The 25,783-nt window shown below is 66.5% G+C and carries 18 protein-coding genes; all 18 read right to left on the bottom strand.

Annotated elements, in window-relative coordinates; all coding sequences use genetic code 11:
- Positions 1–5: 5 nt before the first annotated feature.
- Complete coding sequence (locus BM031_RS17675; RefSeq protein ID WP_091875885.1) at positions 6–2,024, bottom strand: methyl-accepting chemotaxis protein; 2,019 nt, start codon at positions 2,022–2,024, stop codon at positions 6–8.
- 16 nt (positions 2,025–2,040) lie between these two features.
- Positions 2,041–2,874, bottom strand: a complete 834-nt coding sequence (locus BM031_RS17670) for a TorF family putative porin (protein WP_229408998.1) — start codon at positions 2,872–2,874, stop codon at positions 2,041–2,043.
- A 180-nt stretch (positions 2,875–3,054) separates the two neighbouring features.
- On the bottom strand, positions 3,055–4,539 hold the full coding sequence (locus BM031_RS17665) for a UdgX family uracil-DNA binding protein (protein ID WP_091875883.1): 1,485 nt from the start codon (positions 4,537–4,539) through the stop codon (positions 3,055–3,057).
- Positions 4,536–5,765, bottom strand: a complete 1,230-nt coding sequence (locus BM031_RS17660) for a putative DNA modification/repair radical SAM protein (RefSeq protein ID WP_091875882.1) — start codon at positions 5,763–5,765, stop codon at positions 4,536–4,538. Before BM031_RS17660 ends, BM031_RS17665 begins: the two co-directional genes overlap by 4 nt.
- A 315-nt stretch (positions 5,766–6,080) precedes the next feature.
- Positions 6,081–8,840: a M16 family metallopeptidase gene (locus BM031_RS17655; RefSeq protein WP_091875881.1), complete on the bottom strand. Its 2,760-nt coding sequence runs from the start codon at positions 8,838–8,840 to the stop codon at positions 6,081–6,083.
- A gap of 86 nt (positions 8,841–8,926) precedes the next feature.
- Positions 8,927–10,471 (bottom strand): SEL1-like repeat protein, encoded by a 1,545-nt coding sequence (locus tag BM031_RS17650; protein WP_091875880.1) that lies wholly within the window; start codon positions 10,469–10,471, stop codon positions 8,927–8,929.
- Positions 10,472–10,477: 6 nt separating this feature from the next.
- Positions 10,478–12,673, bottom strand: coding sequence for a putative bifunctional diguanylate cyclase/phosphodiesterase (locus tag BM031_RS17645; protein ID WP_370660059.1), 2,196 nt, complete (start codon positions 12,671–12,673; stop codon positions 10,478–10,480).
- 25 nt (positions 12,674–12,698) lie between these two features.
- Positions 12,699–14,867, bottom strand: a complete 2,169-nt coding sequence (locus BM031_RS17640) for an HDOD domain-containing protein (RefSeq protein ID WP_091875920.1) — start codon at positions 14,865–14,867, stop codon at positions 12,699–12,701.
- 319 nt (positions 14,868–15,186) lie between these two features.
- The gene (locus BM031_RS17635; RefSeq protein WP_091875879.1) at positions 15,187–16,476 is read right to left on the bottom strand and encodes a multidrug effflux MFS transporter; all 1,290 of its coding nucleotides are present in this window, start codon (positions 16,474–16,476) and stop codon (positions 15,187–15,189) included.
- 7 nt (positions 16,477–16,483) lie between these two features.
- Positions 16,484–17,689: a THUMP domain-containing class I SAM-dependent RNA methyltransferase gene (locus tag BM031_RS17630; RefSeq protein ID WP_441293475.1), complete on the bottom strand. Its 1,206-nt coding sequence runs from the start codon at positions 17,687–17,689 to the stop codon at positions 16,484–16,486.
- Between the two features lie 188 nt (positions 17,690–17,877).
- Positions 17,878–18,288, bottom strand: a complete 411-nt coding sequence (locus BM031_RS17625; RefSeq protein ID WP_091875877.1) for a CopD family protein — start codon at positions 18,286–18,288, stop codon at positions 17,878–17,880.
- Positions 18,289–18,300: 12 nt separating this feature from the next.
- Positions 18,301–19,566, bottom strand: coding sequence for a glutamate-5-semialdehyde dehydrogenase (locus BM031_RS17620; RefSeq protein ID WP_091875876.1), 1,266 nt, complete (start codon positions 19,564–19,566; stop codon positions 18,301–18,303).
- Positions 19,567–19,592: 26 nt separating this feature from the next.
- The gene (holA, locus tag BM031_RS17615) at positions 19,593–20,606 is read right to left on the bottom strand and encodes a DNA polymerase III subunit delta (RefSeq protein ID WP_091875875.1); all 1,014 of its coding nucleotides are present in this window, start codon (positions 20,604–20,606) and stop codon (positions 19,593–19,595) included.
- A 9-nt stretch (positions 20,607–20,615) separates the two neighbouring features.
- Positions 20,616–21,122, bottom strand: a complete 507-nt coding sequence (locus tag BM031_RS17610; protein ID WP_177207806.1) for an LPS-assembly lipoprotein LptE — start codon at positions 21,120–21,122, stop codon at positions 20,616–20,618.
- A gap of 2 nt (positions 21,123–21,124) precedes the next feature.
- A complete protein-coding gene (gene leuS / locus BM031_RS17605; protein WP_091875918.1) occupies positions 21,125–23,767 on the bottom strand; it encodes a leucine--tRNA ligase in 2,643 nt (880 codons plus the stop codon).
- A 208-nt stretch (positions 23,768–23,975) separates the two neighbouring features.
- Entirely contained in the window at positions 23,976–24,302 is a 327-nt protein-coding gene (locus BM031_RS17600; RefSeq protein WP_091875874.1) for a barstar family protein, read from the bottom strand.
- Positions 24,303–24,304: 2 nt separating this feature from the next.
- Positions 24,305–25,114 (bottom strand): 4-hydroxy-tetrahydrodipicolinate reductase, encoded by an 810-nt coding sequence (gene dapB / locus BM031_RS17595; protein ID WP_091875873.1) that lies wholly within the window; start codon positions 25,112–25,114, stop codon positions 24,305–24,307.
- Positions 25,111–25,722, bottom strand: a complete 612-nt coding sequence (locus BM031_RS17590; RefSeq protein WP_229408997.1) for an outer membrane protein assembly factor BamE — start codon at positions 25,720–25,722, stop codon at positions 25,111–25,113. Before BM031_RS17590 ends, dapB begins: the two co-directional genes overlap by 4 nt.
- Positions 25,723–25,783: the final 61 nt, after the last annotated feature.

Genomic DNA, 25,783 nt, shown 5'->3' with positions numbered 1-25,783 from the left:
CCACTTCATGCCGCCTGCATGCCCAGGCGCGCCGGGGCCGGACGTGCCGCCAGCTGCGGGCGGGCCGCCGCTTCGATCTTGAATTCGCCCACCAGCGCCACCAGGGTGTCGGCCTGCTGCTGCAGGCTTTCCGCCGCCGCTGCCGCCTCTTCCACCAGCGCCGCATTCTGCTGGGTCACGCCGTCCATCTGCACGATGGCCTGGTTGACCTGGCCGATGCCGCTGCTCTGCTCCGCGCTGGCGGCGCTGATCTCGGCCACGATGTCGCTCACGCGGCGCACGCTCGACACCACGTCGCCCATCGTCTTGCCGGCTTCCGCCACCAGGGTGCGGCCGACGCCGACCTTGTCGACCGAGTCGCCGATCAGGGTCTTGATTTCCTTGGCGGCGGCGGCGCTGCGCTGGGCCAGGTTGCGCACTTCGGTCGCGACCACGGCGAAGCCGCGGCCCTGTTCACCGGCGCGCGCCGCTTCGACGGCGGCGTTCAGCGCCAGGATGTTGGTCTGGAAGGCGATGCTGTCGATCACGCCGATGATGTCCACCACCTTCTTCGAGGAGTCGCTGATCGAGGCCATGGTGTCAACCACGCGGGCCACCACGTCGCCGCCGCGGGTGGCGATCTGGCTGGCCGATTCGGCCAGCTGGTTGGCCTGGCGCGCGTTGTCGGCGTTCTGCCGTACGGTGCCGTTGAGTTCTTCCATCGACGCCGCCGTTTCCTCCAGCGCGCTGGCCTGCTGCTCGGTGCGCACCGACAGGTCGGTGTTCCCCTGGCGAATCTCGCTGGAGGCCACGGCCACCGCATCGGAGCTGCTGCGCACACGCGCCAGCACGTCCTGGATCTTGCCGACGAAGCCGTTGAAACCCGCGGCGATCTGCGCCAGTTCGTCGTTGCCGCGCGCGTCGAGGCGGGCGCTCAGGTCGGCGTTACCGCTGGACAGGTCGGTCATGGTAGCGCTGAGCGTGCGCAGCGGACGGGTCAGGCGGCGCAGCACCGACACCATCACGAAGGCGGCGATCACGGCGCACACCACCGACACCATCAGCGCGTAGCCGACCAGCGCGCGCGATGACGCCGTGGCGACGCTCTTCGGGAAGGACAGCGCAATCGACCACGGCGCGATGTCCGGGTGCACCTGCAGCGGCTGCAGCAGGTGGATGGTGTCCTTGGCATCGACGTATTCGTACGCTTTACCCTGGCGTACCGCGTCGAGCGCGGCGGCCGGCAGGTCCTCGGCCTTCTTGCCGTTGCGCGCCTGCTCGATGTGGCTGGCGTACAGGCCGCCGCTCGACACCAGCGACAGCGTGCCGCCTTCGACGCGCGGCATCGCGGCCAGCATCTTGCCCAGGCCGGTGAGCATGAAGTCGGCGGTGGTCACGCCGACGAACTTGCCGTCCACGACGATCGGCGCGGCCAGCGAGGCAATCAGCTCGTTCTTGCCGTTGATCGGGTACTGGTAGGGTTCGGTGAAGTGCGGCTTGCGGGTGGCTTTCGGCACGTCGTACCAGTCGTTGCCGCCCGGGGTGGCGACGAAGACGATCGGCTCGACCCGCGCGGCGCCGTCGGCGCCCCGGGTCCAGTACGGCAGGAAGCGGCCGGTGGCGTCGTATTCCGGCGACTTGCCGGCGTACTCGGCGTCCTTGCCGTCCAGTGCATCGGGCTCGAAGGACACCGACATGCCGACGAAGTCGTCGCTGGACAGCAGCGCGGACTTGACGATCCCGTTGACCTGTTCGCGCACCAGCGGCACCTCCGCGCCGCGTCCCGCGGCCATCGCGACCGACATCGCCTGCACCCGCGCCATGCCGGCGCCCAGGCGCCCCTGCAGTGCGGCCGACGCTTCGCGCGCGGCGGTGCGCGCCTGCACCATGGCCGCTTCCTGCGACGTGGTGCTGCTCTCGATACCGATGAAGGTCGAGGTGGCGCCCAGGCTGAGCACCACCAGCGCGGTAGCGGTGATGCAGACCTTGGCGGTCAGGGAAAGGGCAAACCCGCGGGGGGTGCGCGGCAGCGTCTTGTCGATCATGTTGTCTCCGTCGTTCTTAGAAAGTGCGTGCCAGGCTCACGGCGAACGTGCCCTTGGCGGGATTGGAAATGGCGATCGCGCCGCGCGCGCGCGGCACGCCGGTGGTGTAGCGGTCGTAGGCATCGGTGGCGCCCCAGGCGCGGGTCCAGGCGGCGGCCACGCTCCAGCCCCCCTCGAGCGACCTGGTGGCGCCCACCTTGACGTCGCGCCAGTCCCAGATGGCGTTGCCCGCGCCGGCCACCCGGCCGTCGCCGGCATGCAGGTTGAGCGTGAGGCCGTGGCCCAGCTCGTGGTTGGCGCCGATGTCGAGGTAGCCGGTGCCGCGCGCGTTGGCGATGCCGAAGAAGTCGCGCGACACGGTGCGGTTGTACTTGGCGTAAAACGACCCGAAGCTCACGCCGGGGACGACTTCGGTGTAATCGTATCTGGTGGCGCTGGCCTTGATGAGCGCACCCGGATAGCGGTAGTGGACGGCGACCAGGCTGTAGCCGACCGGGCCCAGCGTGCCGGCGTAACCGCCGTACAGGTCCCATTCGGCGCGGCCGCCCTCGACGAAGCGGTCGTCGACGGTGGAGGCCCAGGTGCCGGCCGACCAGCCGCTCGGGTGGACGTAGTCGGCGCCGGCCTGCAGGGCGGGACGGCCCCAGCTCTGGCGCATGCCGCGCGAGACGTACTGGGAAGCGAAGGTGACCGAGGCGCTCAGGCTCGCTGCCGGGGCCGGGGCCGGGGCCTCGGCGGCGGGTGCAGGGCGATCGGCGTTGTCGGCGTTGTCGGCGTGGGCGGCAGGGATGGCCAGCAGGGCCAGCAACAGGGACGACACCGGCATCAGCCGGGGGAAAACGGAAGTCATGGTGGTCTCGCGAAGGTCCGGCGGAGGGCGGCGCGGACAGTTTCCGCTCGCTCAGCAATTAATGCCGTACGGAAATTCTACGAGACAAACGTGAATATTCACGCTTTTGTGACCAGTTCGATAACGACATTTTTCATGTCGTGCGGTGCCTGTACAACAGCCCGCCTGCGCCGGCCGGGGTCAGCCAGGTTCCGCGGTGTCGGGCCGCTCGAGCAGTTCGTGCGCCAGCCTCAAGCCCTTGACCATCACCGAAAACGCTTCCTGCTTGGCCGCTTCGTCCGGTACCCGCAGCACGTAGGATGGGTGATAAATCGTGACCACCCAGTAGCCGTCATGGCGGATCGGCTTGCCCAGCGTGTCCTTGAGCGTGACGCTGCCCTTGCCCAGCACCGACTTGAGCGCGGTCGAGCCCATCGCCACGATGACCTTGGGCTTGACCGCCGCCAGCTCCTTTTCCAGCCAGTAGTGGCAGGCTTCGACCTCGCGCTGGGCCGGCGTCTTGTGGATGCGGCGCTTGCCCTTCGGTTCCCACTTGAAGTGCTTGACCGCGTTGGTGAGGTAGATCGCCTTGCGGTCGACCTCGGCCTGGGCGAACACGCGGTCGAGCAGCTTGCCGGCCGGGCCCACGAAGGGCTGGCCGGCCAGGTCTTCCTGGTCGCCCGGCTGCTCGCCCACCACCATGATGGGCGCGTGCTTCGCCCCTTCGCCGGGAACGGCCTGGGTCGCGTACTGCCACAGCTCGCAGCGCCGGCATTCGTCGAGGCTGGAGGGCTGCTCACGGTCGGGCTGGGCTTTTTCGGCCGTGATCGGGATGGTGGCGCCGCTCTTGCGGCCGAGCGACTGCACCTGGCCGATCTTGCGCGCGCCGAGTTCGGCCTGGCTGACCATCGACGGGACAATCGCGCCCTCGGGCAGGTTCTTCCAGAAGCGCGAGGGGATGTGGCTTTGCATCAGCTGGGCGTTCACGCGCGCCGGGTTGAAGATGCTGCGGTAATAGGTGAGCCAGAGCGCCTCTCCGGCGTCATCCAGGTCGGCCGCGCTCGACATCAGCGGGCCGGTATTGTGCAGCGTGGCGCCGTCCCACAGCACGCTGGCCTCGGGGGTGGCGATCATCCAGCTCACCTTGCCCATGCGGGCCACGAAATGCTGGGCGACCTGGGGCAGCACGTCGTGGGCCGGCTCGAACCAGGCGACGAAGCGCGGCGCACCGGCCTCAAGCGGGCGTTCGCGGAAGCGGATATAGGCGTGCATGTCGTGCTCCTCGCGGCGCACCGCCTTGACCATGCCGTGCAGGCGCGAGCCGTCCGGGTCGGCCGCCGACTGCACGTCGTGCTCGCCCAGCTGCCAGCGCCACAGCACGCGGTACAGGAAGGCCCAGCGGTCCGGGGCGCGGAAGCAGGCGGCCTTCTGCAGCATCTCGAGCATGGAGCGGGGCAAGAGCGCGGTCGGCGGTCGTGGGCCGTGCGCTGGTGGCAAGGGGATGGCCGCATGAGGCGGGGGCGCAGCAGGCGCACCGGAAAACAGGTCGCCTCCTTCCGGCGTGCCCCAGGTGACGGCTTCCGGGGGAATGCCTTCCCGCAGCAGCTCGCGCGCCGCCGCCCGCCATTCGGCAAAGCTGGCCACCTGCAGCGGCTGGCTGCTGCTGACGGCGCCGGTGGGGTTCATGCCGCCTGCAGTTCCGGCCACAGGTTCATCTGCTCGGACGCATCGGCCAGGTGGCGCCGCAGGAGGTGGGAACTGGCCGCGCCCTGCGCGGGCTTGTAGTCGGCCGTGACGATGAAGGGCGCCAGCTTCTTCATGCTGCAGCGCAGGCGCGACAGGTCTTCCCAGCGGATACGGCGGATACGGCGCAGCTCGACGATGCGCTTGGCGTTGCGCAGGCCGATGCCGGGCACGCGCGCGATCATGTTTTCGTCGGCGCGGTTCAGGTCGAGTGGGAAATGCTCGCGGTTGACCAATGCCCAGCCCAGCTTGGGATCGACGTCGAGCGCCAGGTTGCCGGCCGCCGGCATCAGTTCGCCCGCCGTGAAGCCATAGCCGCGCAGCAGGAAGTCGGCCTGGTACAGGCGGTGCTCGCGCAGCAAGGGCGGCGGCGCCAGCGGCACGCTTTTCGGGCTCTGGGGGATGGGGCTGAAGGCCGAGTAATACACCCGCTTGAGCTTGTAGCTGCCGTAGAGCGTTTCCGCCGTATTGAGGATGGTGTGGTCGTCGCTGGCGTCGGCGCCGACGATCATTTGCGTGCTCTGGCCCGCCGGGGCGAAGGCCGGGGCGCGCGGTTCCTCGGCTTTCTGGTCGAGCTTGCGGCGAATGGACCCCATCGCCAGCTTGATGGTGTGCACGTTCTTTTCTGGCGCGAGGCGGCTCACGCTGTCGTGGGTGGGCAGCTCGATGTTGACGGACAGGCGGTCGGCCCAGCGGCCCGCTTCGGCGATAAGCAGCGGGTCGGCGTCCGGAATGGTTTTCAGGTGAATATAGCCGCGGAAATTATGCACTTCTCGCAACTGGCGCGCCACGGCCACCAGCTGCTCCATCGTGTAGTCGGAGGACTGGATGATGCCCGAGCTCAGGAACAGGCCGTCGATGTAGTTGCGGACGTAGAAATCGTGGGTGAGCTTGACCACTTCGTCGACCGAGAAGCGGGCGCGCGGCACATTGGACGTGCGGCGGTTGATGCAGTACTGGCAGTCGTAGACGCAGAAGTTGGTGAGCAGGATCTTGAGCAGCGAAACGCAGCGGCCGTCCGGCGTATAGCTGTGGCAAATGCCCATGCCGGTAGTGGCGCCCAGGCCATCCTTGCCCTCGGAACCCCGCTTCGGCGCGCCACTGCTGGCGCAGGACGCGTCGTACTTCGCAGCGTCGGCCAGTATTTCTAGCTTGTCGTTAAGTTCCATCGTGGGCGATCAACTGTATGGGCATACAGTGTACTACTGAGGGGGGGTGGACGGGGTCGCGCGGGATCAAAGGGGCGGGTCAAAGGTGGGGCGATGTGGTACTCGACGAACTTGGGTTCCGGCCTGCGCCGGAAGTCGTAGGCGCCAGTAGCGCGTACGACGGTCTTTCGGTCGGCGACTTACGGTAGCGCCGACTATAGCGTTAGACTAACAACCGTCGTCCCGGCGCAGGCCGGGACCCAATTTCGCAGCACACCGCAAACGTAAAAAAACCCGGTTCAACCGAACCGGGTTTTCCATTAAAGCAAGAACAGATCAGCGCAGGGTCTTCCCATCCACATCCACCACGCTCACCTCACCCCACCCCAGCGACCGCACCCCCGCCTCGATCTTGCGCAGGTCGCCAATCACCATCCACACCACCTCATCCGGCTTGACGAACTTGGACGACGCCGTGCCCAGCTGCGCCGGGGTCAGCGCGCGCACGTTCGATGCGTAGCGGTTCCAGTAATCGTCCGCCAGGCCGTGGTTGACGGTCGACAGCGCTGCCGATTCCAGCGCGTCCAGGGTGCCGAAACGGCCCGGCAGGCGAGCGGTCTGGTTGCGCATGATGGACTCGAACTCGGTGCCGGCCAGCGGGCGCTCGCCCGCCACGCCGCGCAGTTCCTTCTGCACTTCGCGCATCGCTTCCACCGTCTTGTCGGTCTGCACCGGCGCGACGATGATGAAGGGACGCTGGCCGCGCACTTCCGTCAGGCGCGCGCTGGTGCCGTAGCTCCAGTGCTTGTCCAGGCGCAGGTTGCGGTTCAGGCGCGAGGTGGCGATGCCGCCGAAGTTCGCCATCACCGGCTCCATCGCCAGGTCTTCCGGCTGGCCGTAGGCCTGCGAGACGTGGGTCGCGACGATGGTCGATTGCGGGGCGTCCGGCTTGTCGACCAGGATCACGCGCTTGCCCGCGGTCGCCGGCACGGTGGCCATCTTCTTGGCGGGAGCCGCGCCCTGCTGCCACTTGCCGAAGCTCGCTTCCAGCGCCGGCAGCAGCTTGTCCATGCTGGTGTCGCCGGCCACGATGATGGTCGCGCTGCCCGGCTTGAACCAGGTGGCGTGCCAGGCGGCCAGGTCGTCGCGCGTGATGCCTTGCACGCTGCCTTCGAAGCCGCTGGCCGGCTTGCCGTAGGCGTGGTCGGGACCGTACAGCACCGCCGGCACCAGGCGCAGGGCCAGGCTGTTCGGGTTGGCTTTTTCCTGGCCGATGCCGGCCAGGCGGCGGCTCTTCGAGAGCGCGAACTGGTCTTGCGGGAAGCTCGGCGCCAGCGCGGCGTCGGCCATCAGCGCGAGCGATGGCGCCAGGTTGGCGGCGGTAGCCTGCAGGCGCACCAGCGACTGGTCCTGGGAGGTGCCGGTGGACAGGCGCGCGCCCAGGTTTTCCAGCGCGTCGTTCAACGCAAAGGCGTCGCGCGTCTTGCTGCCCTTGTCGAGCAGGTCGAGCGCCAGCGATGCGGCGCCGGCCTTGGCCATGCTGTCCGACGAGGCGCCGGCATCGACCGCCAGCGTCACGTTGACGATCGGCGCCGTATGGCGCTCCAGCAGCACGACCTTCAGGCCGTTCTTGAGCTGGGCGCGCTGCAGGGCCGGGAAGGACACGTCGGGCGCGTCGCCCAGGGCCGGCAGCTGCTTGCGGTCGAGCGTCGACTTGGTGGCGGCCAGCTTGGCCGACGGGCGCACCGTCATGGTGTAGTGGTTGGCGCGCAGCCAGCGGTTACCGGCGTCCTTGACCTGCGCCGGGGTGCTGGTGGCGAAGGTCTCGAGGCGGTCCAGGTAGGCATCCGGCTTGCCGCCGTAGGTCTGGCTTTCGGCCAGCACGTCGGAACGCCCGCCAAAGCCGCCCACGCGCTCCAGGCTGCGCGAGAAGTCGGCCAGCTCGCGCGTCTTCACGCGCTTGAGTTCCGCGTCGGTCGGGCCCTTGTCCAGCAGCTCGGCCAGCACGCGGTCCATCTCGCGTTCCACCTCCGCCGGGTCGGCGCCCGGCTTGACGGTGGCGACCAGGTTGAAGGTGCCGCCCAGCTCCGCATCGTTGACGTAGGCGCCCACGTTGGTGGCCAGGCCCTTCTCGTATACCAGGCGCTTGTCCAGGCGCGCGCTCTTGGAGCCGGCCAGCACCGCGGCCAGCAGGTTCAGGCGCTGGGTGTCGGCCTCCTTCCAGGTAGACGTATGCCAGCTGCGGTAGATGCGCACCTGCGGCACGTGGTCTTCCATCTCGTCGCGGATATTGCGGTCCAGCTGGGGAATCCATTTCTCGGTGCGCGGCAGCGGTGGGCCCGGCGGGATCGCGCCGAAGTACTTGTTCACCAGTTCGTACGCGCGTTCCGGCGTGATGTCGCCGGCCAGCGAGATCACCGCGTTGTTCGGGCCGTAGTAGGTGCGGTACCACTCCTTGATGTCGTCCAGCGAGGCGGCCTGCAGGTCTTCCATGCTGCCGATGGTCGACCACGAATACGGGTGCGAGTACGGGTACATCTTGGCCGATACCTCGAGGCGCACGCGCCCGTAGGGCTGGTTCTCGCCCTGGCGCTTCTCGTTCTGCACCACGCCGCGCTCGCGCTCGAGCATCTCCTTCGAGATGTAGTTGCCGAGGAAGCCCATGCGGTCCGATTCCAGGAACAGCGTGCGCTCCAGCGCCGACACCGGCACGTCTTCGAAGAAGTTGGTGCGGTCGGTGTTGGTGGTGCCGTTGCGGTTGTTCGCGCCCAGGTCGTCCATCGCTTCGCGGAAGCCGTGCGGGTAGTTTTCGGAGCCGTTGAAGAAGAACTGCTCGAACAGGTGGGCAAAGCCGGTCTTGCCGCGCTTCTCGTTGCGCGAACCGACGTGGTACCACATGTTCACGCCCACCACCGGCACGCTTTTATCGGTGTGGACCAGCAGGGTCAGGCCATTGGGCAGCACGAACTTCTTGTGCTCGATGGTGTAGGCCTTGCGGTCGAAGACGGTGGGTTTGGCCGCCGGTGCTGCGGCATGGGAAGGCAGGGCTGCTGCGGCTGCGAGGCCGACCAGCAATGGCAGAACGAGTTTTTTCATGAGCGTCTCACGGACATGGTTGTTGTATGTATGCGTCCCGTCGGATCACGCGTCGGTCGAACGCGCGGTCGGCATAGCCGACCACCCTACATGAAACCCTGCGCCTGCGCCAGTAGTTGCGGCTCCATGCGGGCCGCGATCTTCTTCAAATAGCTCGATGCCGCACCCACGCCCGCGCCTCCCGCGCGCTGCAGCCAGCCGTAGGCCTGCAGCAGGTCGCGTTGCACGCCCTGCCCCGCCGAATACATCACGCCCAGGTTGAACTGCGCCCGCGCATGGCCCTGGCGCGCCGCGCACAGGTACCAGAAATGCGCGGCTTCGTAGTCGCGTTCGATGCCCTTGCCGCAATCGTGGCGCAGGCCCAGTTCGAACTGCGCCAGCGCGTGGCCCTGGTCGGCGGCCTTGTGGAACCAGTCGGTGGCTTCGACCGGGTTGCCGTGTTCGGCGCGGTCGAGCAGCGCGCCCACCATGTACTGGGCCGGCGCATAGTCCTGGTGCGCGGCGCGGCGGTACCATTCGAGCGCCTGGGCCTCGTCGCGCGCCACGCCCAGCCCGCCCTCAAAGCGCAGGCCGAGGTCGAACTGCGCGCGCAGGTGGCCCTGCTCGGCCGCTTTGCGGTACCAGTGGGCGGCCTGTTCCGGGTCGTTCTGCACGCCGCTGCCGGCATCAAACAGTTGCGCCAGGTGGTACTGCGCCGAGGGCATGCCCTGCTCGGCCGCCTGGCGGTACCAGTGCGCGGCCTGCACCGGGTTGCGCTCGACGCCCTGGCCGTGCTCGTAGCGCACGCCAAGGTTGTCCTGGGCGCCCGCATGTCCCTGTTCGGCCGCGCGGCGGTACCAGCCAAGGGCCAGCGCTTCGTCGCGCGCAACGCCGTGGCCGCCGTCGTACACCAGGGCGAGGTTGAACTGCGAGCTGGCGTGGCCCTGCTCCGCCGCGCTGCCGTACCAGCGCACCGCTTGCGCGCTGTCCTGGTCGACGTCCTGGCCCTTGTCGTAACGCAGGCCAAGGTTGAACTGGGCCGGCGCGTAGCCTTGCTCGGCAGCCTTGCGGAACCATTCCACCGCATCAACGCCACTGCTGCGCAGTGCGAGGCTGAACTGCGAGCGGGCGTAGCCCTGTTCGGCGGCGCGGCGGTACCACAGGGTGGCGGCGTCGAGGTCCTGCGGCACGCCTTTGCCGGTCTCGTACATCATGCCCAGGTTGTGCTGCGCGCCCGGCTCTCCCTGGCCGGCGGCCTGGCTGAACCAGTGCAAGGCCTGCTGCACGTCGTTCGGCACGCCCTGGCCCTTGGCGTACAGCCAGCCCAGGTTGTACTGGGCCGGCGCGTAGCCCTGCTCGGCGGCGCGGCGGTACCAGTAGGCGGCCTGGCCGTAGTCCTGGGCCACGCCCTGGCCCTTCTGGAACATCACGCCGAGGTTGTACTGGGCCAGCTCCAGGCCGCCGGCGGCCGCCATGCGGTACCACGCCACCGCCAGTTCGTAGTTCTGCGCCACGCCCTGGCCGCTGGCGTACATGAAGCCCAGGCTGTGCTGGGCGGTGCCCATGCCGCGCTCGGCCAAACCCTTCAGGCGCAGGAATTCCGCCGTATGGCGTTCTTCCGTGCTGTTGGGTTGTGCCGGGAGGTCGAGCATCGCCGCTTAGGCCTGGATGGCGCGCAGGCCGAACAGGGTCGGCTGGGTGCGCAGGGACTTCATGAATTCGCCCAGCGGGATCGGGCGGTAGTACAGGTAGCCCTGCATGGTCATGCAGCCGTTGGCGCGCAGGTAGCGCGCCTGCTCCTCGGTCTCCACGCCTTCGGCGATCAGGTTCAGGCCCAGGCCGCGCGCGATCGAGATGATCGCCAGGATGACCGGATAGTGCCCGCCCTCTTCGTAGATCTCCTTCACGAAGGACTGGTCGATTTTCACGGTGTGGATCGGGAAGCGGTGCAGGTAGGACAGCGAGGAGTAGCCGGTGCCGAAGTCGTCGATCGCCACCGATACGCCGAGCTGGCACAGCTTGTTGAGCTGCTCGATCGCGTACTGCGGGTTGCGGATGCAGATATTTTCGGTGATCTCGACTTCGATCTGGCCCGGCGCGATGTTGTAGCGCACCAGCGCATTGCGCATCTTCTCGAAAAAGTCGCCGCGGTCGAGGTATTGCGGCGACAGGTTCAGCGACAGGCGCACATGGTCGGTGCCCGCGTTATTCCACTGCAGCATATCGCGGCACAGCGCGCCGATCATCCAGTCCGAGATCGGCAGCATCAGGCCGTTCTCTTCGGCGAAGGGCAGGAACTCGCCGGCCGACAGCACGCCGCGGGTCGGGTGGTTCCAGCGCATCAGCGCTTCGGCGCCGACGATGCGGCCGGTGAGCGCGTCGATCTGCGGCTGGTAGTACATTTCCAGCTCGTCCTGCTCGAGCGCGCGGCGCAGCGCCTGCTCGAGGGCGATCTTCTGGTGCGACACGTCCAGCATCGAGGTGTGATAGAAGCTGTGGCCGTTCTTGCCCAGCGCCTTGACCTGGTACATGGCGATGTCGGCGTGGCGCAGCAGCTCGTCGATCGATTCCCCGTCGGTCGGGTAGATCGCGATGCCGATCGAGGCCGAGATGTGCACTTCGTGGCCATCCAGGTCGAAGGGCTGCTGCAGGGTTTCCAGGAACTTGTCGGCCACCATGCGCGCGTCGTCGCGGTCGCGCAGTTCCGGCAGCACGATGGTGAATTCGTCGCCGCCCTGGCGCGCCAGCGTGTCGCCCTTGCGCAGGCAATCCTTGAGGCGGGTGGCGGCCTGCTGCAGCAGCTCGTCGCCTTTCACGTGGCCGAGGGTATCGTTGACCAGCTTGAAGCGGTCCAGGTCGATGAACATCACGGCCAGCTCGGTCTTCTTGCGCTTGGCCTGGATCACTGCCAGCCCGAGGCGGTCCTTGAACAGGATGCGGTTCGGCAGGTCGGTCAGGATGTCGTGGTAGGCCTGGTAGGAAATGACCTCTTCGGCGCGCTTGCGGTCGGTGATGTCGCGCGCCACGCCGTAGGTGCCGAAGAATTCCAGCTTCTTCACTTCCTGGTCCGGCACGTGCATGCCGATCGCATTGAGCGAGATCGTCATGAGCGTGGTGTTGAAGGTGCGGTCCTGGCTGTTGCCGCCGCGGCACTTCAGGCGCAGCTCGACGTTGCGCGAGGCGCGTTCGTCCACGCGGCGCTCGTTGAACACGTAGCGCGCGCGCTCCAGGTCTTCCTCGTGCACCAGTACCGAGTAGTGCTTGCCGAGCAGCTCGTCGCGCGAGTAGCCCAGCAGCTGGTAGGCGCGGTCGTTGACGAAGGTGAAGCGGCCTTCGTGGTTCAGCGTATAGATGATGTCCGGCGAGGAGTCCACCAGGTAGCGGTACATCTTCTCGGAGTTTTCCAGCTGGTTGGCCATGCGCTCGTTGTCGATGGCCAGGCGGCGGCCCTTGAGCGCCTTGGTCACCGTATGCAGCAGCTCTTCGCGCGCGTAGGGCTTGCGCAGGTAGTCGTAGGCGCCGCGCTTGAGCGCGCCGATCGCGGCGTCGATGCCCACTTCGCCGCTCATCACGATGACGTCGGCGTCGATGCCCTTCTCGTTGATGAAGTCCATGATCTCGTGGCCGCCGATGTCGGGCAGGCGCAGGTCGAGCAGGACCAGGTCGAAACGCAGGCGCGACAGGTGGGCCAGCGCTTCAGCGCCGGACGAGGCGGTGGTGAGCTGGTAGCCGCGGCCCTTGAGCAGCTCGTACAGCGACGAGAGCAGGCGCGGTTCATCGTCGACCAGCAGCAGGCGTGGCTGGCTGTCGGTGTCGAGCGTGGGGGAAAACGGGGCCGGATCGCCGGGAAACATGGCGTTGTGCGCGTTCATCATGACTTTATGCAGAGCCCAGCGCGCGGGCCGGCAGCGCCACCGCGGTGCCGGAGCCGAGCCACGCCGGCAGGAGAATTTCGAATGCAGTACCGGTACGGCCGCTGCGGCAGGCGATGTGGCCGCCCAGTTTCTTCACCAGGCTGTGGACGATCGACAGGCCGAGGCCGTGGTGGGCGCCGTCCTTGGTGCTCTTCACCGGCGAGAACAGGTGCGCCAGCACTTCGCGCGACAGGCCGGGGCCATTGTCGCTGACGACCAGTTCGATATACAGGTGGCGTTCGCGGTTCACGTGGCCGCGGTTGACGATCTCCACCCGGCCGCCGGTCGTGCCGAGGGCTTCGATCGCGTTCTTCACGAGGTTGACCAGGATTTGCTTGAGCACGTCGGCATCGCCTTCGATGCGGGTGGCGTCGTCGTGCATGTTGACGTCGATCTCGACCGAGGCGGGCACGAAGCCGGTGCTGCGGAACAGGCGCTGCACCTCGTCGATCACCTTGCCGACGTCGGTCGGGCGCGGGCCGGTGTCGGCGGGTTTCAGGTCGGCCAGGCTCTGGACCAGCTGGCCGACGCGGTCGATCTCTTCGTTCAGGATCGACATCTCGCCGCCCACCGGTTCCTGGCGCGCCAGCTTGCTGTCCAGGACACTGAGGTAGTTCTTGATGATCGACAGCGGATTATTCACCTCATGCACCACGCGGCGCGAGGCCTCGCGGTATTCCTCGGCCACGCTGGCCAGCTGGCGCCGTGCATGGCCGCGCTCGGACAGCATGTTCTCCAGTGCGCTCGCAGCCTGTGCGCCGAAGGACTGCATGAAGCGCTCGCGCCGCTGGCAGTAGGGAATCTGCCAGGCCGCGACGCCGCCGATCAGCACACCGAGGCAGCGCGCGCCGGCCACCAGCGGCACGCACACCAGGCTGTCGGTGCCGAGCATGCGCAGCAGCTGTTCTTCGGCCAGGCCGAGCGGCTCCGCATTGCCGCCCTCGCCAGGTTCGCGCCCGATGAAGGCCGGGCGCCGTTCCAGCGCGCTCTTGGCGATCGGGCCGCCCTTGGCCAGCGGTACGGCGAATTCGGCGATGCGCTGGCTGCCGGGAACCGGCGCGCCGACCAGCGCGTGGCCGGTCGGGTTTTCCAGCAGGACCACGGCATTGCCGAAGTCGAACAGGATGCGCGCCGAGCGCGTCATGGCTTCCAGCAGGCCGCTTTCGCCCTGCTGGCGCGCAAAGCTCTGGCCCACTTCGGACACCAGCACCATGTTGCGCACTTCTTCGGACAGGCGCTGCTGCACCGGGTCGAGCGCGGGCGGCGCATAGGCCGGCGGCGCGGGGATGTCGTCGGCGCCGGCCAGGTCGATGCCCAGGTGGGCGGCGGCCTTGTCGACCTGGCGCGCGGCGCCCGCCAGCATCTGGCGCGCGTCGTCCGGCGCGATGCCGCACAGGGCGGCGGCTTCGGCGACCAGGGCGTCGTCGCCCGGATGGCTGGACAGCACATGGGCCAGGCGCACGATGCGGATCAAGGGGTGAGCCGACTCCAGGCGGTCGCTCGATTCATGGTGGTACAGCACCGCGTCGGCCAGGAAGGAGTCGAGCTGCCAGCGCTCGATCAGCCAAGCGCCGGCTTCGGCGTGGGTGATCTGCAGGGTGCGCTGCTCGACGGCGCACAGGTCCTCGTCGTCGCGCGCGGTGAAGTTGTAGGCGTATTCTTTTGGCGCGGTGGCCAGCAGCGCCAGCCGGCCGACATTGTGCAGCAGGCCAGCCAGGTAGGCCTCTTCCTGGTGCGGGTACTCGACCAGGCGCGCGATCTCGCGGGCGATCACGGCGGCGCTCAGGGAGTTCTTCCAGAACGCGCGCAGGTCAGTGCTGCCGGAATGCGGGAAGTTGTTGAAGGTCTGGAAAACGGAATCGCTGATGACCAGCGTCTTGATCATGTCGGTGCCGAGGGCGACCAGGGACTGCTCGAGGTTGACGTTGCGCTGGTGGCGCTGGTAGGCCGAGCTGTTGGCGACGGCCAGCAGCTTGCCGGTCATGCCGGCATCCTTCGAGATCAGGGCAGCCAGCTCCGGCATGCCGAGGTCGTCGGCCTGCAGGTGCTCGATCAGACGCACGAGGATCTGCGGCATAGCCGGCAGACGGGCAATCAACAGGCGATTGCGGATATCCTGATCCGATTGTTGCATGATCTTAAAGCGGCCGCTTAAGTCGAGGGTTGTCCGAGGCATCCCCGGGCGGGCTGCCACATGATCTTGTTCCTTCATCTACCAAACAGAACTATGTTTCCAAGTTTGTTCTGGGCACGAAAAACTTATCTTAGCATATAGACATTTCTGATCGGGAACAATACTTTCTGTAAAAAGTGTTGTCGAGACGTCGCTCAAAAGGGCGAGACCCCGCGCGCCGACTTCCGATGGCAATGAAAGATTATTTCACATATGCATGCTTATATGAAATTATATTTCAGCAGTAAAAAGCCCGGTTTCCCGGGCTCTTGTAACTGTACTACGGAATGGGTTGCCCGCTGCGGGCCTTCTGGCGCCGGTAGCGCCGCGCGGTGGCCCAGAACGCCAGCGCCATCAGCGCGAAGCCGGCCTGGCCCAGCGCCAGCGCCAGCACCGAGTGCGACAGCATCGGGGCGATCAGGCCGGCCACGATCGCGCCCATCAGGGTGGTGACAAAGGACTGGCACGAGGCCACGGTGCCGCGGATGTGCGGGAACAGGTCGAGCGCGAGCAAGGTGGCGCCGGGCGCGATGATCGAGCTGCCGAAGGTGAAGAAGAACATGTGCACCACGCTCCAGGGCAGCGCCGGCGGCAGGAAGGCGTGGTAGGCCACGTTAAAGGTGATCGCGCCGAGCATGAAGAAGAAGCCGACCCGGATCTGGCGCGCGAAGGTCATCTTGCCCGCCATGCGGTTGGCCGCCAGCGCGCCCAGGAAGATCCCGCTCACGGTCGGCACGAACAGCCAGGCGAACTGCGACGGCCCCAGGCCCAGGTGCTCGGGCAGCATCACGGGCGCCGCCGCGATGTACAGGAACAGGCCGGCGAAGTTCATCGCCACCACGCCCGCCTTCATATGGAACAGGAAGGAGCCGAAGATGGCGCCGTAGCTCTCGGCCAGGAAGGCCGGGTTGAAGGGCTGGCGTTTTTCCTTCGGCACCGTCTCGGGCAGGTGCTTCCAGGAGAACCAGCCCAGCGCCACCGTATACACGCACAGCGCCAGGAAGATCGCGCGCCAGTCGAAGAAGGTGACGATCCAGCCGCCCAGCACCGGCGCGATGGCCGGCGCGATCGAGAAGATCATGGTGACCATCGACAGCAGGCGCGCCGCCGCCGCATCGGAATACAGGTCGCGGATGATCGCGCGCCCCACCACCACGCCCGCCCCCGCCGACACCCCCTGCATGATGCGGAACACCCACAGCGAATGCACCGAATGCGCGGACGCGCAGCCGAAGGTGCCGATTGCGAACACCACCAGCGCCACCAGGATCACGTTGCGCCGCCCGAAGGCATCCGACAGCGCGCCATGCCACAGCACCATGCCGGCGAAGGCCAGCATGTAGGCCGTCAGGGTCTGCTGGACTTCCAGTGCGGAAGCGCCAAGGTCGGCGCGGATCTGCGGGAAGGCCGGCAGGTAGGCATCGATCGAGAACGGGCCGAGCATCGACAGCGCGGCCAGCAGCGTGGCCAGGCCGCCGGCGGTGAGCATCGCGATTTTATGCGGTGGCGGAAGCGGGACCGGGATGACCGGATCCTTCGGCAAGTCGTTGGGTTCGGTCGGCGGCAGCATGGAGGGCTTATTGTTCCTGTTTGGGCTTGGCTTCCTCGCGGCGGTTGAAGCCCGCCACCATGTCGAAGCGGAACAGGCGGCATTCGAGCGCGCCATTGAAGAACGGGGTCTTGCGCGATTCCTTCAGGCGCAGCAGCTTCGGCAGGCTCAGGTCGGCCGTGAACAGGAACACGGTCCAGCCGGCGAAGCGCTGCTTGAGCGTGGTGCCCAGCGCCGAGTAGAACGACACCGCCATCTCGTCGGCCGGCACGGTGGAGTCGCCGCGCACGCCGATCCGCTCGCCGTAGGGCGGGTTGGTGAGCAGGATGCCCGGGCCTTCCACCGGCGGCGAGACGTGCTGCGCCTCGATCTGCTTGAGCGGCACGTCGAACATGATGCCGGCGATCTTGAGGTTATGGCGGGTCATGGCCACCATGTCGCCCGAGATGTCCGAGCCGAAGATGGTCGGTTCGCTTGGCAGCGGGTTGGGCTTGATCTCGGCTTTCAGTGCGGCCCAGGCTTCGCGGTCGAAATCGGCGAATTGTTCGAACGCGAAGCGGCGCCGCGCACCCGGTGGAATCCCCTGCAGCATCTGGGCCGCTTCGACCAGGATGGTGCCCGAACCGCACATCGGGTCGAACAGCGGCACGCCCGGCTTCCAGCCCGCCACGCGCAACATGCCCGCGGCCAGGTTCTCGCGCAGCGGCGCGTCGCCCGTTTCTTCGCGCCAGCCGCGCTTGAACAGCGCTTCGCCCGAGGTATCGAGGTAGATGATGAAGTTGCGCGCATCCAGGAAGCCGACGATGCGCATGTCCGGCTCGCGGGTATTGACCGACGGGCGCTTGTTGAACTGGTCGCGGAAGCGGTCGCAGATGGCGTCCTTGATTTTCAGCGTGGTGAATTCGAGGCTGCGCAGCGGGGATTTCACCGCCGTCACGTCGACGCGGATGGTGTGGTCGACGCCGAACCAGTCTTCCCACGGCTGCTCGAGCACCAGGTCGTAGATGTCGTTTTCGGTGGTATAGCTGCGCTGGCCCATGCGCATCAGGACGCGCGAGGCGATGCGCGAGTGCAGGTTGACGCGATAGGCGTCCTGCATGGAACCGGAGCAGTGCACCCCGCCCGGCACCTGGTTGTGCACCTTCATCGTGGTGCTGTTCAGGGCGATTTCACCCAGTTCTTCGGCAAGCGCCGCTTCCATGCCACGCGGGCATGGGCAAAAATATGAGGCCATGAGGGGTACCCTTTGTCCGTTGAGAAAATAGAAAACAGTTGGCGCCGACCCGTGCCGACGCCCTCAAGACCGTCGTTCCGGCGAAGGGCTAGGCGCCCCCGCCGCAACCCAATTTGACGTTCGTGGCGACTCAACGAACGTGGATCCCGGCCTGCGCCGGGATGACGGATCACGCTATGGGGTGCTGATTAAAACGGCTTCACCACCACCAAAATCACAATCGCCAGCAACAACAACACCGGCACTTCATTGAAATACCTGAACCACTTGTGACTGCGCTTGTTCTGCCCAGCCTCGAATTTGCGCAGCAGCGACCCGCACGCGTGATGGTAGCCGATCGTCACAACGACCAGCGCCACTTTCGCGTGCAGCCAGCCGCCGCTGAAGCCGTAGCCCAGCCATAGCCAGAGTCCCAGCAAGACCGCCGGCACCGACAGCATGGTGGTGAAGCGGTACAAGCGCCGCGCCATGCCCAGCAGGCGCTCGAGCGCGGCCGGCTGGGTTTCCTGGGCCAGGTTCACGAAAATGCGCGGCAGGTAGAACAGTCCCGAGAACCACGAGACGACGAACAGGATGTGGAAGGCTTTAATCCAGAGCATGAAAGGTCCTGGTTAGCTGCGCACTTCGCCGTGCCCGAACACGACATACTTGAGCGAGGTAAGCCCTTCCAGCCCCACCGGCCCGCGCGCATGCAGCTTGTCATTCGAGATGCCGATCTCGGCACCCAGTCCGTATTCGAAGCCATCGGCGAAGCGCGTTGACGCGTTCACCATCACCGAGGCCGAATCCACTTCGCGCAGGAAGCGCAGCGCGGCGCTGTAGTCTTCGGTGATGATGGCTTCGGTATGCTTGGACGACCAGGTGTTGATATGGTCGATCGCGCCATCGAGCCCGGCCACCACGCGGATCGACAGGATCGGCGCCAGGTATTCGGTACTCCAGTCCTGCTCGGTCGCATGCGCCAGGTAAGGGTAGCCGGCCAGGATCGCATGCGCTTCGGCGTCGGCGCGCAGTTCCACCTCTTTGGTCTGGTAGAGCTCAGCCAGCTGCGGCAGCACCGTGGCCGCCACCGAACGCGCCACCAGCAGCGTTTCCATGGTGTTGCAGGTGCCGTAGCGGTGGCACTTGGCGTTGAACGCCACCGGCAGCGCCTTGGCGATGTCGGCCTTGTCGTCGATGTAGACGTGGCAGATGCCGTCCAGGTGCTTGATCATCGGGACCGTGGATTCTTCCATCAGGCGCGCGATCAGTCCTTTGCCGCCGCGCGGGACGATCACGTCCACGTACTGCGGCATCGTGATCATGGCGCCCACGGCGGCGCGGTCGGTGGTGTCGACCACCTGCACCGCGTCCAGCGGCAGGCCGGCGCCCGTCAAGCCTTCGCCCACCAGCTTGGCCAACGCGCGGTTGCAGTGGATCGCTTCCGAGCCGCCGCGCAAAATCGCCGCGTTGCCGCTCTTGATGCACAGGCCGGCCGCGTCCACCGTGACGTTGGGGCGCGCTTCGTAGATGATGCCGATGACGCCCAGCGGCACGCGCATCTGGCCTACCTGGATGCCGCTCGGGCGCGACTTCATGCTGGTGATCTCGCCCACCGGGTCGGGCAGCGTGACGATCTGGCGCAGGCCCTCGACCATGGTGGCAATGGCGCTGTCGGACAGGGCCAGGCGGTCGAGCAGCGCCGGCTCCAAGCCGGCGGCGCGGGCGGCGTCCATGTCCTGCCCGTTGGCGGCGCGCAGCGCATCGGCCTCGCGCTCGATGGCCTCGGCGATCAGGAGCAGCGCGCGGTTGCGGGTGGCGCCGTCGGCGCGCGCCATCGCACGCGAGGCGGCGCGGGCCTTGCGGCCCATAGAGTGCATCTGTTCGGTGATGTCCATCGTCGTTTCCCGTAATGCGGTTGTCGTTACCTGGCCACCCGCAGCGCCAGTTGCAGCATCGCGTCCCACGCATCGCCCGCGAAGGCTTTCGCGCGCAGGCCCTTGACCATGCGGTCCACCTGCGCCGCCTCTTGCAGCGCGGCCTCCAGCGTGGCCAGCGACACGCGCCGCAGCGCCGGTTCCATCATGCGTTCGCGCGGGCCCCAGATGCGGTATTCCTTCAGCAACGCGCCGAGCGGGCGGCCCTGCACCATCGCGGATTTCAATTTTAGCAGCGTGCGGATTTCTTCACTGACGGCCCACAAGACCAGCGGCAGCGCCTCGCCCTCGCCTTTCAAGCCGTCGAGCATGCGCGCCAGGCGCGCCGGGTCGCCCACCAGCATCGCCTCGGACAGCTTGAAGACGTCGTAGCGCGCCACGTTCAGCACCGCATCCATCACCTGTTCGGAGCTCAGCTTGCCCGGCTCGTACAGCAGGCCGAGCTTCTGGATTTCCTGGTGCGCCGCCAGCAGATTGCCCTCGACGCGGTCGGCGATGAAGTCCAGCGCCTGGCGCTCGGCGCCTTGCCCCTGCGCTGCCAGGCGGGCGCCGATCCAGCCCGGCAGCGCCGGACGCTCGATGGTCGGGATCTCGATGTATACCGCGGCCTGCTGCAGCGCCGTGACCCAGGCCGCCTTGGCGGTCTGCCAGTCCAGCTTGGGCAGGGTGATGAGGGTGAGGTTGTCGGGACTGAGGGATTTCGCGTAGGCCTGCAGGGCGGCGCCGCCGTCCTTGCCCGGCTTGCCGCCCGGGATGCGCAGCTCGATCAGCTTCTTGTCGCCGAACAGCGACATGGCCTGGTTCGCCGCCAGCAGTTCGCCCCACTTGAAGCTGCGCTCCACGCTCAGGACATCGCGCTCGGTATAGCCCTGGGCGCGCGCGCTGCGGCGGATGCGGTCGGCCGCTTCCAGCGCCAGCAGGTGTTCGTCGCTGGTGATCACGTACAAGGGCGCCAGGCCCTTGGCCAGGTGGCCCTCGAGGGCCTCAGGCCGCAGCTGCATGGCTTGCCTTCACACCGGTTTGATCGCGGCCAGGCGGCGCAGGATCTGCTGCACCAGGTCGGTCTGCATGTCGCGGTACAGCAGCGCTTCTTCCGATTCCTTGGCCAGCACCTGCGATTCGTCGAAGGCGATGTTGCGGCGCAGGGTGATCTCGGTCGGCGCCAGCAGCACCTTGTTATTGGCGTCGCGCACGCGGAACACCAGCGTGTAGCTCAGCGCGTATTCTCGCACCCGGCCCAGGCTGTTGAGCGACAGGATCGCCTTGCCGCGCGATTCGCCCAGCACATCGAACAGCGCCTCGGCCTTCGAGGCGTCGTTCTCGATGCGCACCGAGTCGCCCGCGCGCAGGTTGCGCTTGAGCTCCGTGCCCAGCGGCGAGGTCTCGCCGAAGGCCAGGTAGATGCTCTTGAAGGGCATGTTGTACTGGCCGTTCGAGCCGCGCAGCTGGAAGCCGCAACCGGCGAGGGTTGCAGCGGCCACCAGCACCAACAGCATGCGTACCACGATGGTTTTCATGGTCACACCACGATGTTGACAAGCTTGCCCGGCACGACGATGACCTTCTTCGGCGTGCCTTCGATGAACTTCTGCACCGATTCCTCGGCCAGCGCGGCAGCTTCGATACTGGCCTTGTCGGCATCCTTGGCCACCTTGACCGAGCCGCGCAGCTTGCCGTTCACCTGGATCATCATCTCGATCTCGGACTGCTCCAGCGCGGCCGGGTCGACTTCCGGCCACTGCACGTTGAGGATGTCGCCATACACGGCGGCGTAGCCCAGGTCCTGCCACAGCGCGTGCGTGATGTGGGGCGCGACCGGGTTCAGCAGGCGCAGGAAGATCGAGAAGCCTTCGGCGATCACCGCGTCGGACGCCACGCCCTCGGCCAGCTTGCTCGATTCGAGCGTGTTGAGCATCTTCATGCAGGCCGAGACCACGGTGTTGTACTGGATGCGTTTCAGGTCGTAGTCGGCCTGCTGCAGCACCTTGTGCACTTCGCGGCGCAGGGTTTTCTGGGCGTCGTCGAGCGAACCCTGCTTCTGGCCGGCCAGGGCGGCGGCGATGCGCTCGCGCTGTGCGTAGCCGTAGGCCCAGACGCGGCGCAGGAAGCGGCTGGCGCCTTCGACGCCGCTGTTCGACCATTCAAGGGTCTGCTCCGGCGGCGAGGCGAACATCGTGAACAGGCGCGCGGTGTCGGCGCCGTATTGCTCGATCTGGGCCTGCGGGTCGATGCCGTTGTTCTTCGACTTCGACATCTTCTCGGTGCCGCCGATTTCCACCGGCTGGCCGTCGGCCTTCAGCGTCGCGCTTTGCGGGCGGCCCTTGTCGTCGAACACCAGCTCGACGTCGGCCGGGTTGTACCAGGTCTTCTTGCTGCCCGCGTCTTCGCGGTAGTAGGTCTCGTTGAGCACCATGCCCTGGGTCAGCAGGTTCACGAACGGCTCGTCGAACTTCACCAGGCCGAAGTCGCGCATGACCTTGGTCCAGAAGCGCGCGTACAGCAGGTGCATGACCGCGTGCTCGATGCCGCCGATGTACTGGTCCATCGGCATCCAGTAGTCGTTGCGCGCGTCGACCATCGCATCGTTCGAGCCCGGCGAGGTGTAACGCATGTAGTACCAGGACGAATCGATGAAGGTATCCATCGTGTCGGTCTCGCGGCGCGCCGGCTTGCCGCACTTTGGACAGTCGCACTTGAGGAAGGCGTCGTCCTTGTTGAGCGGGTTGCCGGTACCGTCCGGGACCAGGTGCTCGGGCAGCACGACCGGCAGGTCTTGTTCGGGAACCGGCACCACGCCGCATTCGCCGCAATGGATCATCGGGATCGGGGTGCCCCAGTAGCGCTGGCGCGAGATGCCCCAGTCGCGCAAGCGATAGGTCACCTTCTTGTCGCCCAGTTCCTGGGTCGCCAGGTCGCCCGCCACCGCATTGACCGCGGCGATGTAATCGAGGCCGTCGTACTTGCCCGAATTGATGGTGCGGCCGTGTTCCTTGTCGCCGTACCACTCCTGCCAGCCGTCGAGCGAGAACTCCTGGCCTTCCACCGCCACCACCTGCTTGATCGGCAGATTGTATTTTTTCGCGAAGCCGAAGTCGCGTTCGTCGTGGCCCGGCACGCCCATTACGGCGCCGTCGCCGTAGGTCATCAGGACGTAGTTGCCGATCCAGACCGGCACTTGTTCGCCGGTGACCGGGTGGGTGACGAACAGGCCGGTCGGCATGCCCTTCTTTTCCATCGTCGCCATGTCGGCTTCGATCACGGAGCCGAGCTTGCACTCGGCGATGAAGGCTTGCAGTTCCGGGTTGTTCCTTGCTGCGTGCTGGGCCAGCGGATGCTCGGCCGCCACGGCGCAGAAGGTCGCGCCCATGATGGTGTCGGCACGGGTGGTGAAGACGTAGAGCTTGCCGTCGTTGATCAATTCACCCGCGTCGTCGGCGATGGTGTGCGGGAAAGCGAAGCGCACGCCGGTGGACTTGCCGATCCAGTTGGCCTGCATGGTGCGCACGCGCTCCGGCCAGCCGGGCAGCTTGCTGTCGACGTGTTCCAGCAGCTCGTCCGCGTACTCGGTGATGCGCACGTAGTACATCGGGATCTCGCGCTTTTCGATCAGCGCGCCCGAACGCCAGCCGCGGCCGTCCACCACCTGCTCGTTGGCCAGCACGGTCTGGTCCACCGGGTCCCAGTTCACGGTGCCGGTCTTCTGGTAGATGATGCCTTTTTCCAGCATCTTGAGGAACATCCACTGGTTCCACTTGTAGTATTCCGGCTTGCAGGCGGTCATCTCGCGCGACCAGTCGATGGCCAGGCCCATCGATTCCATCTGCCCGCGCATGTGCGCGATATTCGAATAGGTCCACTCGGCCGGCGGCACATTGTTGGCCATCGCCGCGTTTTCAGCTGGCATGCCGAACGCATCCCAGCCCATCGGCATCAGCACGTTGTAGCCGTTCATCCGCAGGTAGCGGTACATCACATCATTGATCGTATAGTTGCGCACGTGACCCATGTGCAGCTTGCCCGATGGGTAAGGCAGCATCGAGCAGGCGTAATACTTGCCTTTTGGGAAACGCGGGTCGTGTTCGACGGCTTTATAGGCCTCGATCGACTTCCAGTAGGCCTGGGCGGCCTGTTCGACTTCGGCTGGACTATATTTTTCTTGCATGGTGTTCTGCGGACGGGAAAAGGGAGTGGAGCAGAACATTATACTGGTTCATTTTGCACTGCGGCGAAAGGTGGGGATAGTGCCGGGGGATGAAGGGCGGCTTTGGGATTACAGCGCCTGAGGTTCGCTGGAGCCACCTTCGCTCCGCTCCCCATAAACGTCGTCCCGGCGAAGGCCGGGACGACGGTCTTACGTGTACGGGCCAGGTTTAACGCAGCACCAGCTCCAGCGCCGGCTCATCCCCATAATCCTCATACCGCTCATTGATCCCGCCAACACAAAACGCGATCTCCTCGAACAAATCCGGCGCTGCCGCCTTCATCTTGTCCGCGTCGGCAATGACGATCTCCAGCACCTCATTGGGCTTGAGCGTGAACTTGGTCATGTTTTCGTCGTCGCGCAGGTAGCTCAGGCAGTCTACCCAGGCGTCGATCGAGTCCGCGTACGACGCGGGGAAACCGAAAGCGCGGCGGGATTCGGCGTGAAACGACGCTTCGTCGACGATCGCGGCACCATTGAGTTCGACGGTTGCCATGGTCAGCCCTTCAGCCCGAGCACGTCGTCCATGCCGAACAGGCCATGCGGTTTGCCGGCCAGGAAGCGCGCGGCGCGCAGGGCGCCGTGGGCGTAGGTGACGCGGCTGCTGGATTTGTGGCTGATCTCGATGCGCTCGCCGGTCCCCAGGAACATCACCGTGTGGTCGCCCACCACGTCGCCTCCGCGCACGGTGGCAAAACCGATGGTCGACGGGTCGCGCTCGCCGGTGACGCCTTCGCGGCCATAGACGGCGCAATCCTTCAGGTCGCGCCCGATGGCATCGGCGATCACTTCGCCCATCTTCAGCGCGGTGCCGCTCGGCGCGTCCACCTTATGGCGGTGGTGCGCTTCGACGATCTCGATGTCGTAGCCTTCGCTGAAGCTTTTCGCGGCCATTTCCAGCAGCTTGAGCGTGACGTTCACGCCCACGCTCATGTTGGGTGCGAATACGATGCCGGTTTTTTCGCCGGCGGCGCGGATGGCGTCCTTGCCGGCGTCATCGAAACCGGTGGTGCCGATCACCAGCTGCACGCCGTTGGCGGCGCAGTATTCCACGTGCTGCAGCGTGCCTTCCGGACGGGTGAAGTCGATCAGCACGTCGGCGTTCGCCAGTGCGGCCGCCAGGTCGGAGGCGATGATCACGCCGGTGAGCTGGCCGGCGAAGGCGCCGGCATCGAGGCCGATGTGGGGCGAACCCGCCACGTCCAGCGCGCCCGCCAGTTCGGCGTCGGGCGCGGCTGCAATCGCCTCGACCAGCATGCGGCCCATGCGGCCGCTGGCGCCGGCGACGGCGATTTTCAACACGCTCATGGCTGGATGACCGGGGCGCCCCCGACCTTGGCCGGTTCGACCGGGCGGCTTTCCGGCTTGGCCTTGCTGCTGACCTTGGCCGGGCCGGCGATGCGGTCGATGTATTCGCGTTCGGTCGGCAGGTTGCCGCCTTCGAAGCGCTCGACCTTGTCATCCTTGAAGAAGACGGTGACGCGGCTGGTGGTCAGCTCGCCGTTGCCGCGCGCGAGGTAGAATGGGAAGTCCCAGCGGTCGTCGTGGAACACGTCGGTGAGCAGGGGCGAGCCGAGGATGAAGCGCACCTGGTCGCGGCTCTGGCCAACCTTCAGCTGGGCCAGCATCTCCTGCGAGACGAAGTTACCCTGCTGGATGTCCGGGCGGTAGGGCGAGAAGATCCAGAAGAACTTCTGCAGCTTGGACGCCTGGACCGTCTGGGCGCCGGCATTGGCCGAGGCGGCCGATTTCTGTGCGTCGGCAGCGGTGGCCGCCGCATCCGTATTCACCGGTGGCGCGGGACGCGTCTGGTTGCGCCAGGCGGCGCAGCCGGACAGCATCAGCGTGCATGCGAGGCCGGCCGCGAGGGCCGCCCGGACTGGAAAGCGATGAAAAACGGCTTGTTTGACGCGCATAGGTAACCTCAAAACGTTTGAGCGGGAGCTCCAAAACGCTATATCATAAAGCACTCCGCCA

Origin of the sequence: Massilia yuzhufengensis (genome assembly GCF_900112225.1) — a bacterium.
Lineage (GTDB): Bacteria > Pseudomonadota > Gammaproteobacteria > Burkholderiales > Burkholderiaceae_D > Telluria > Telluria yuzhufengensis.
This window is presented reverse-complemented; position numbering and strand designations above follow the sequence as displayed.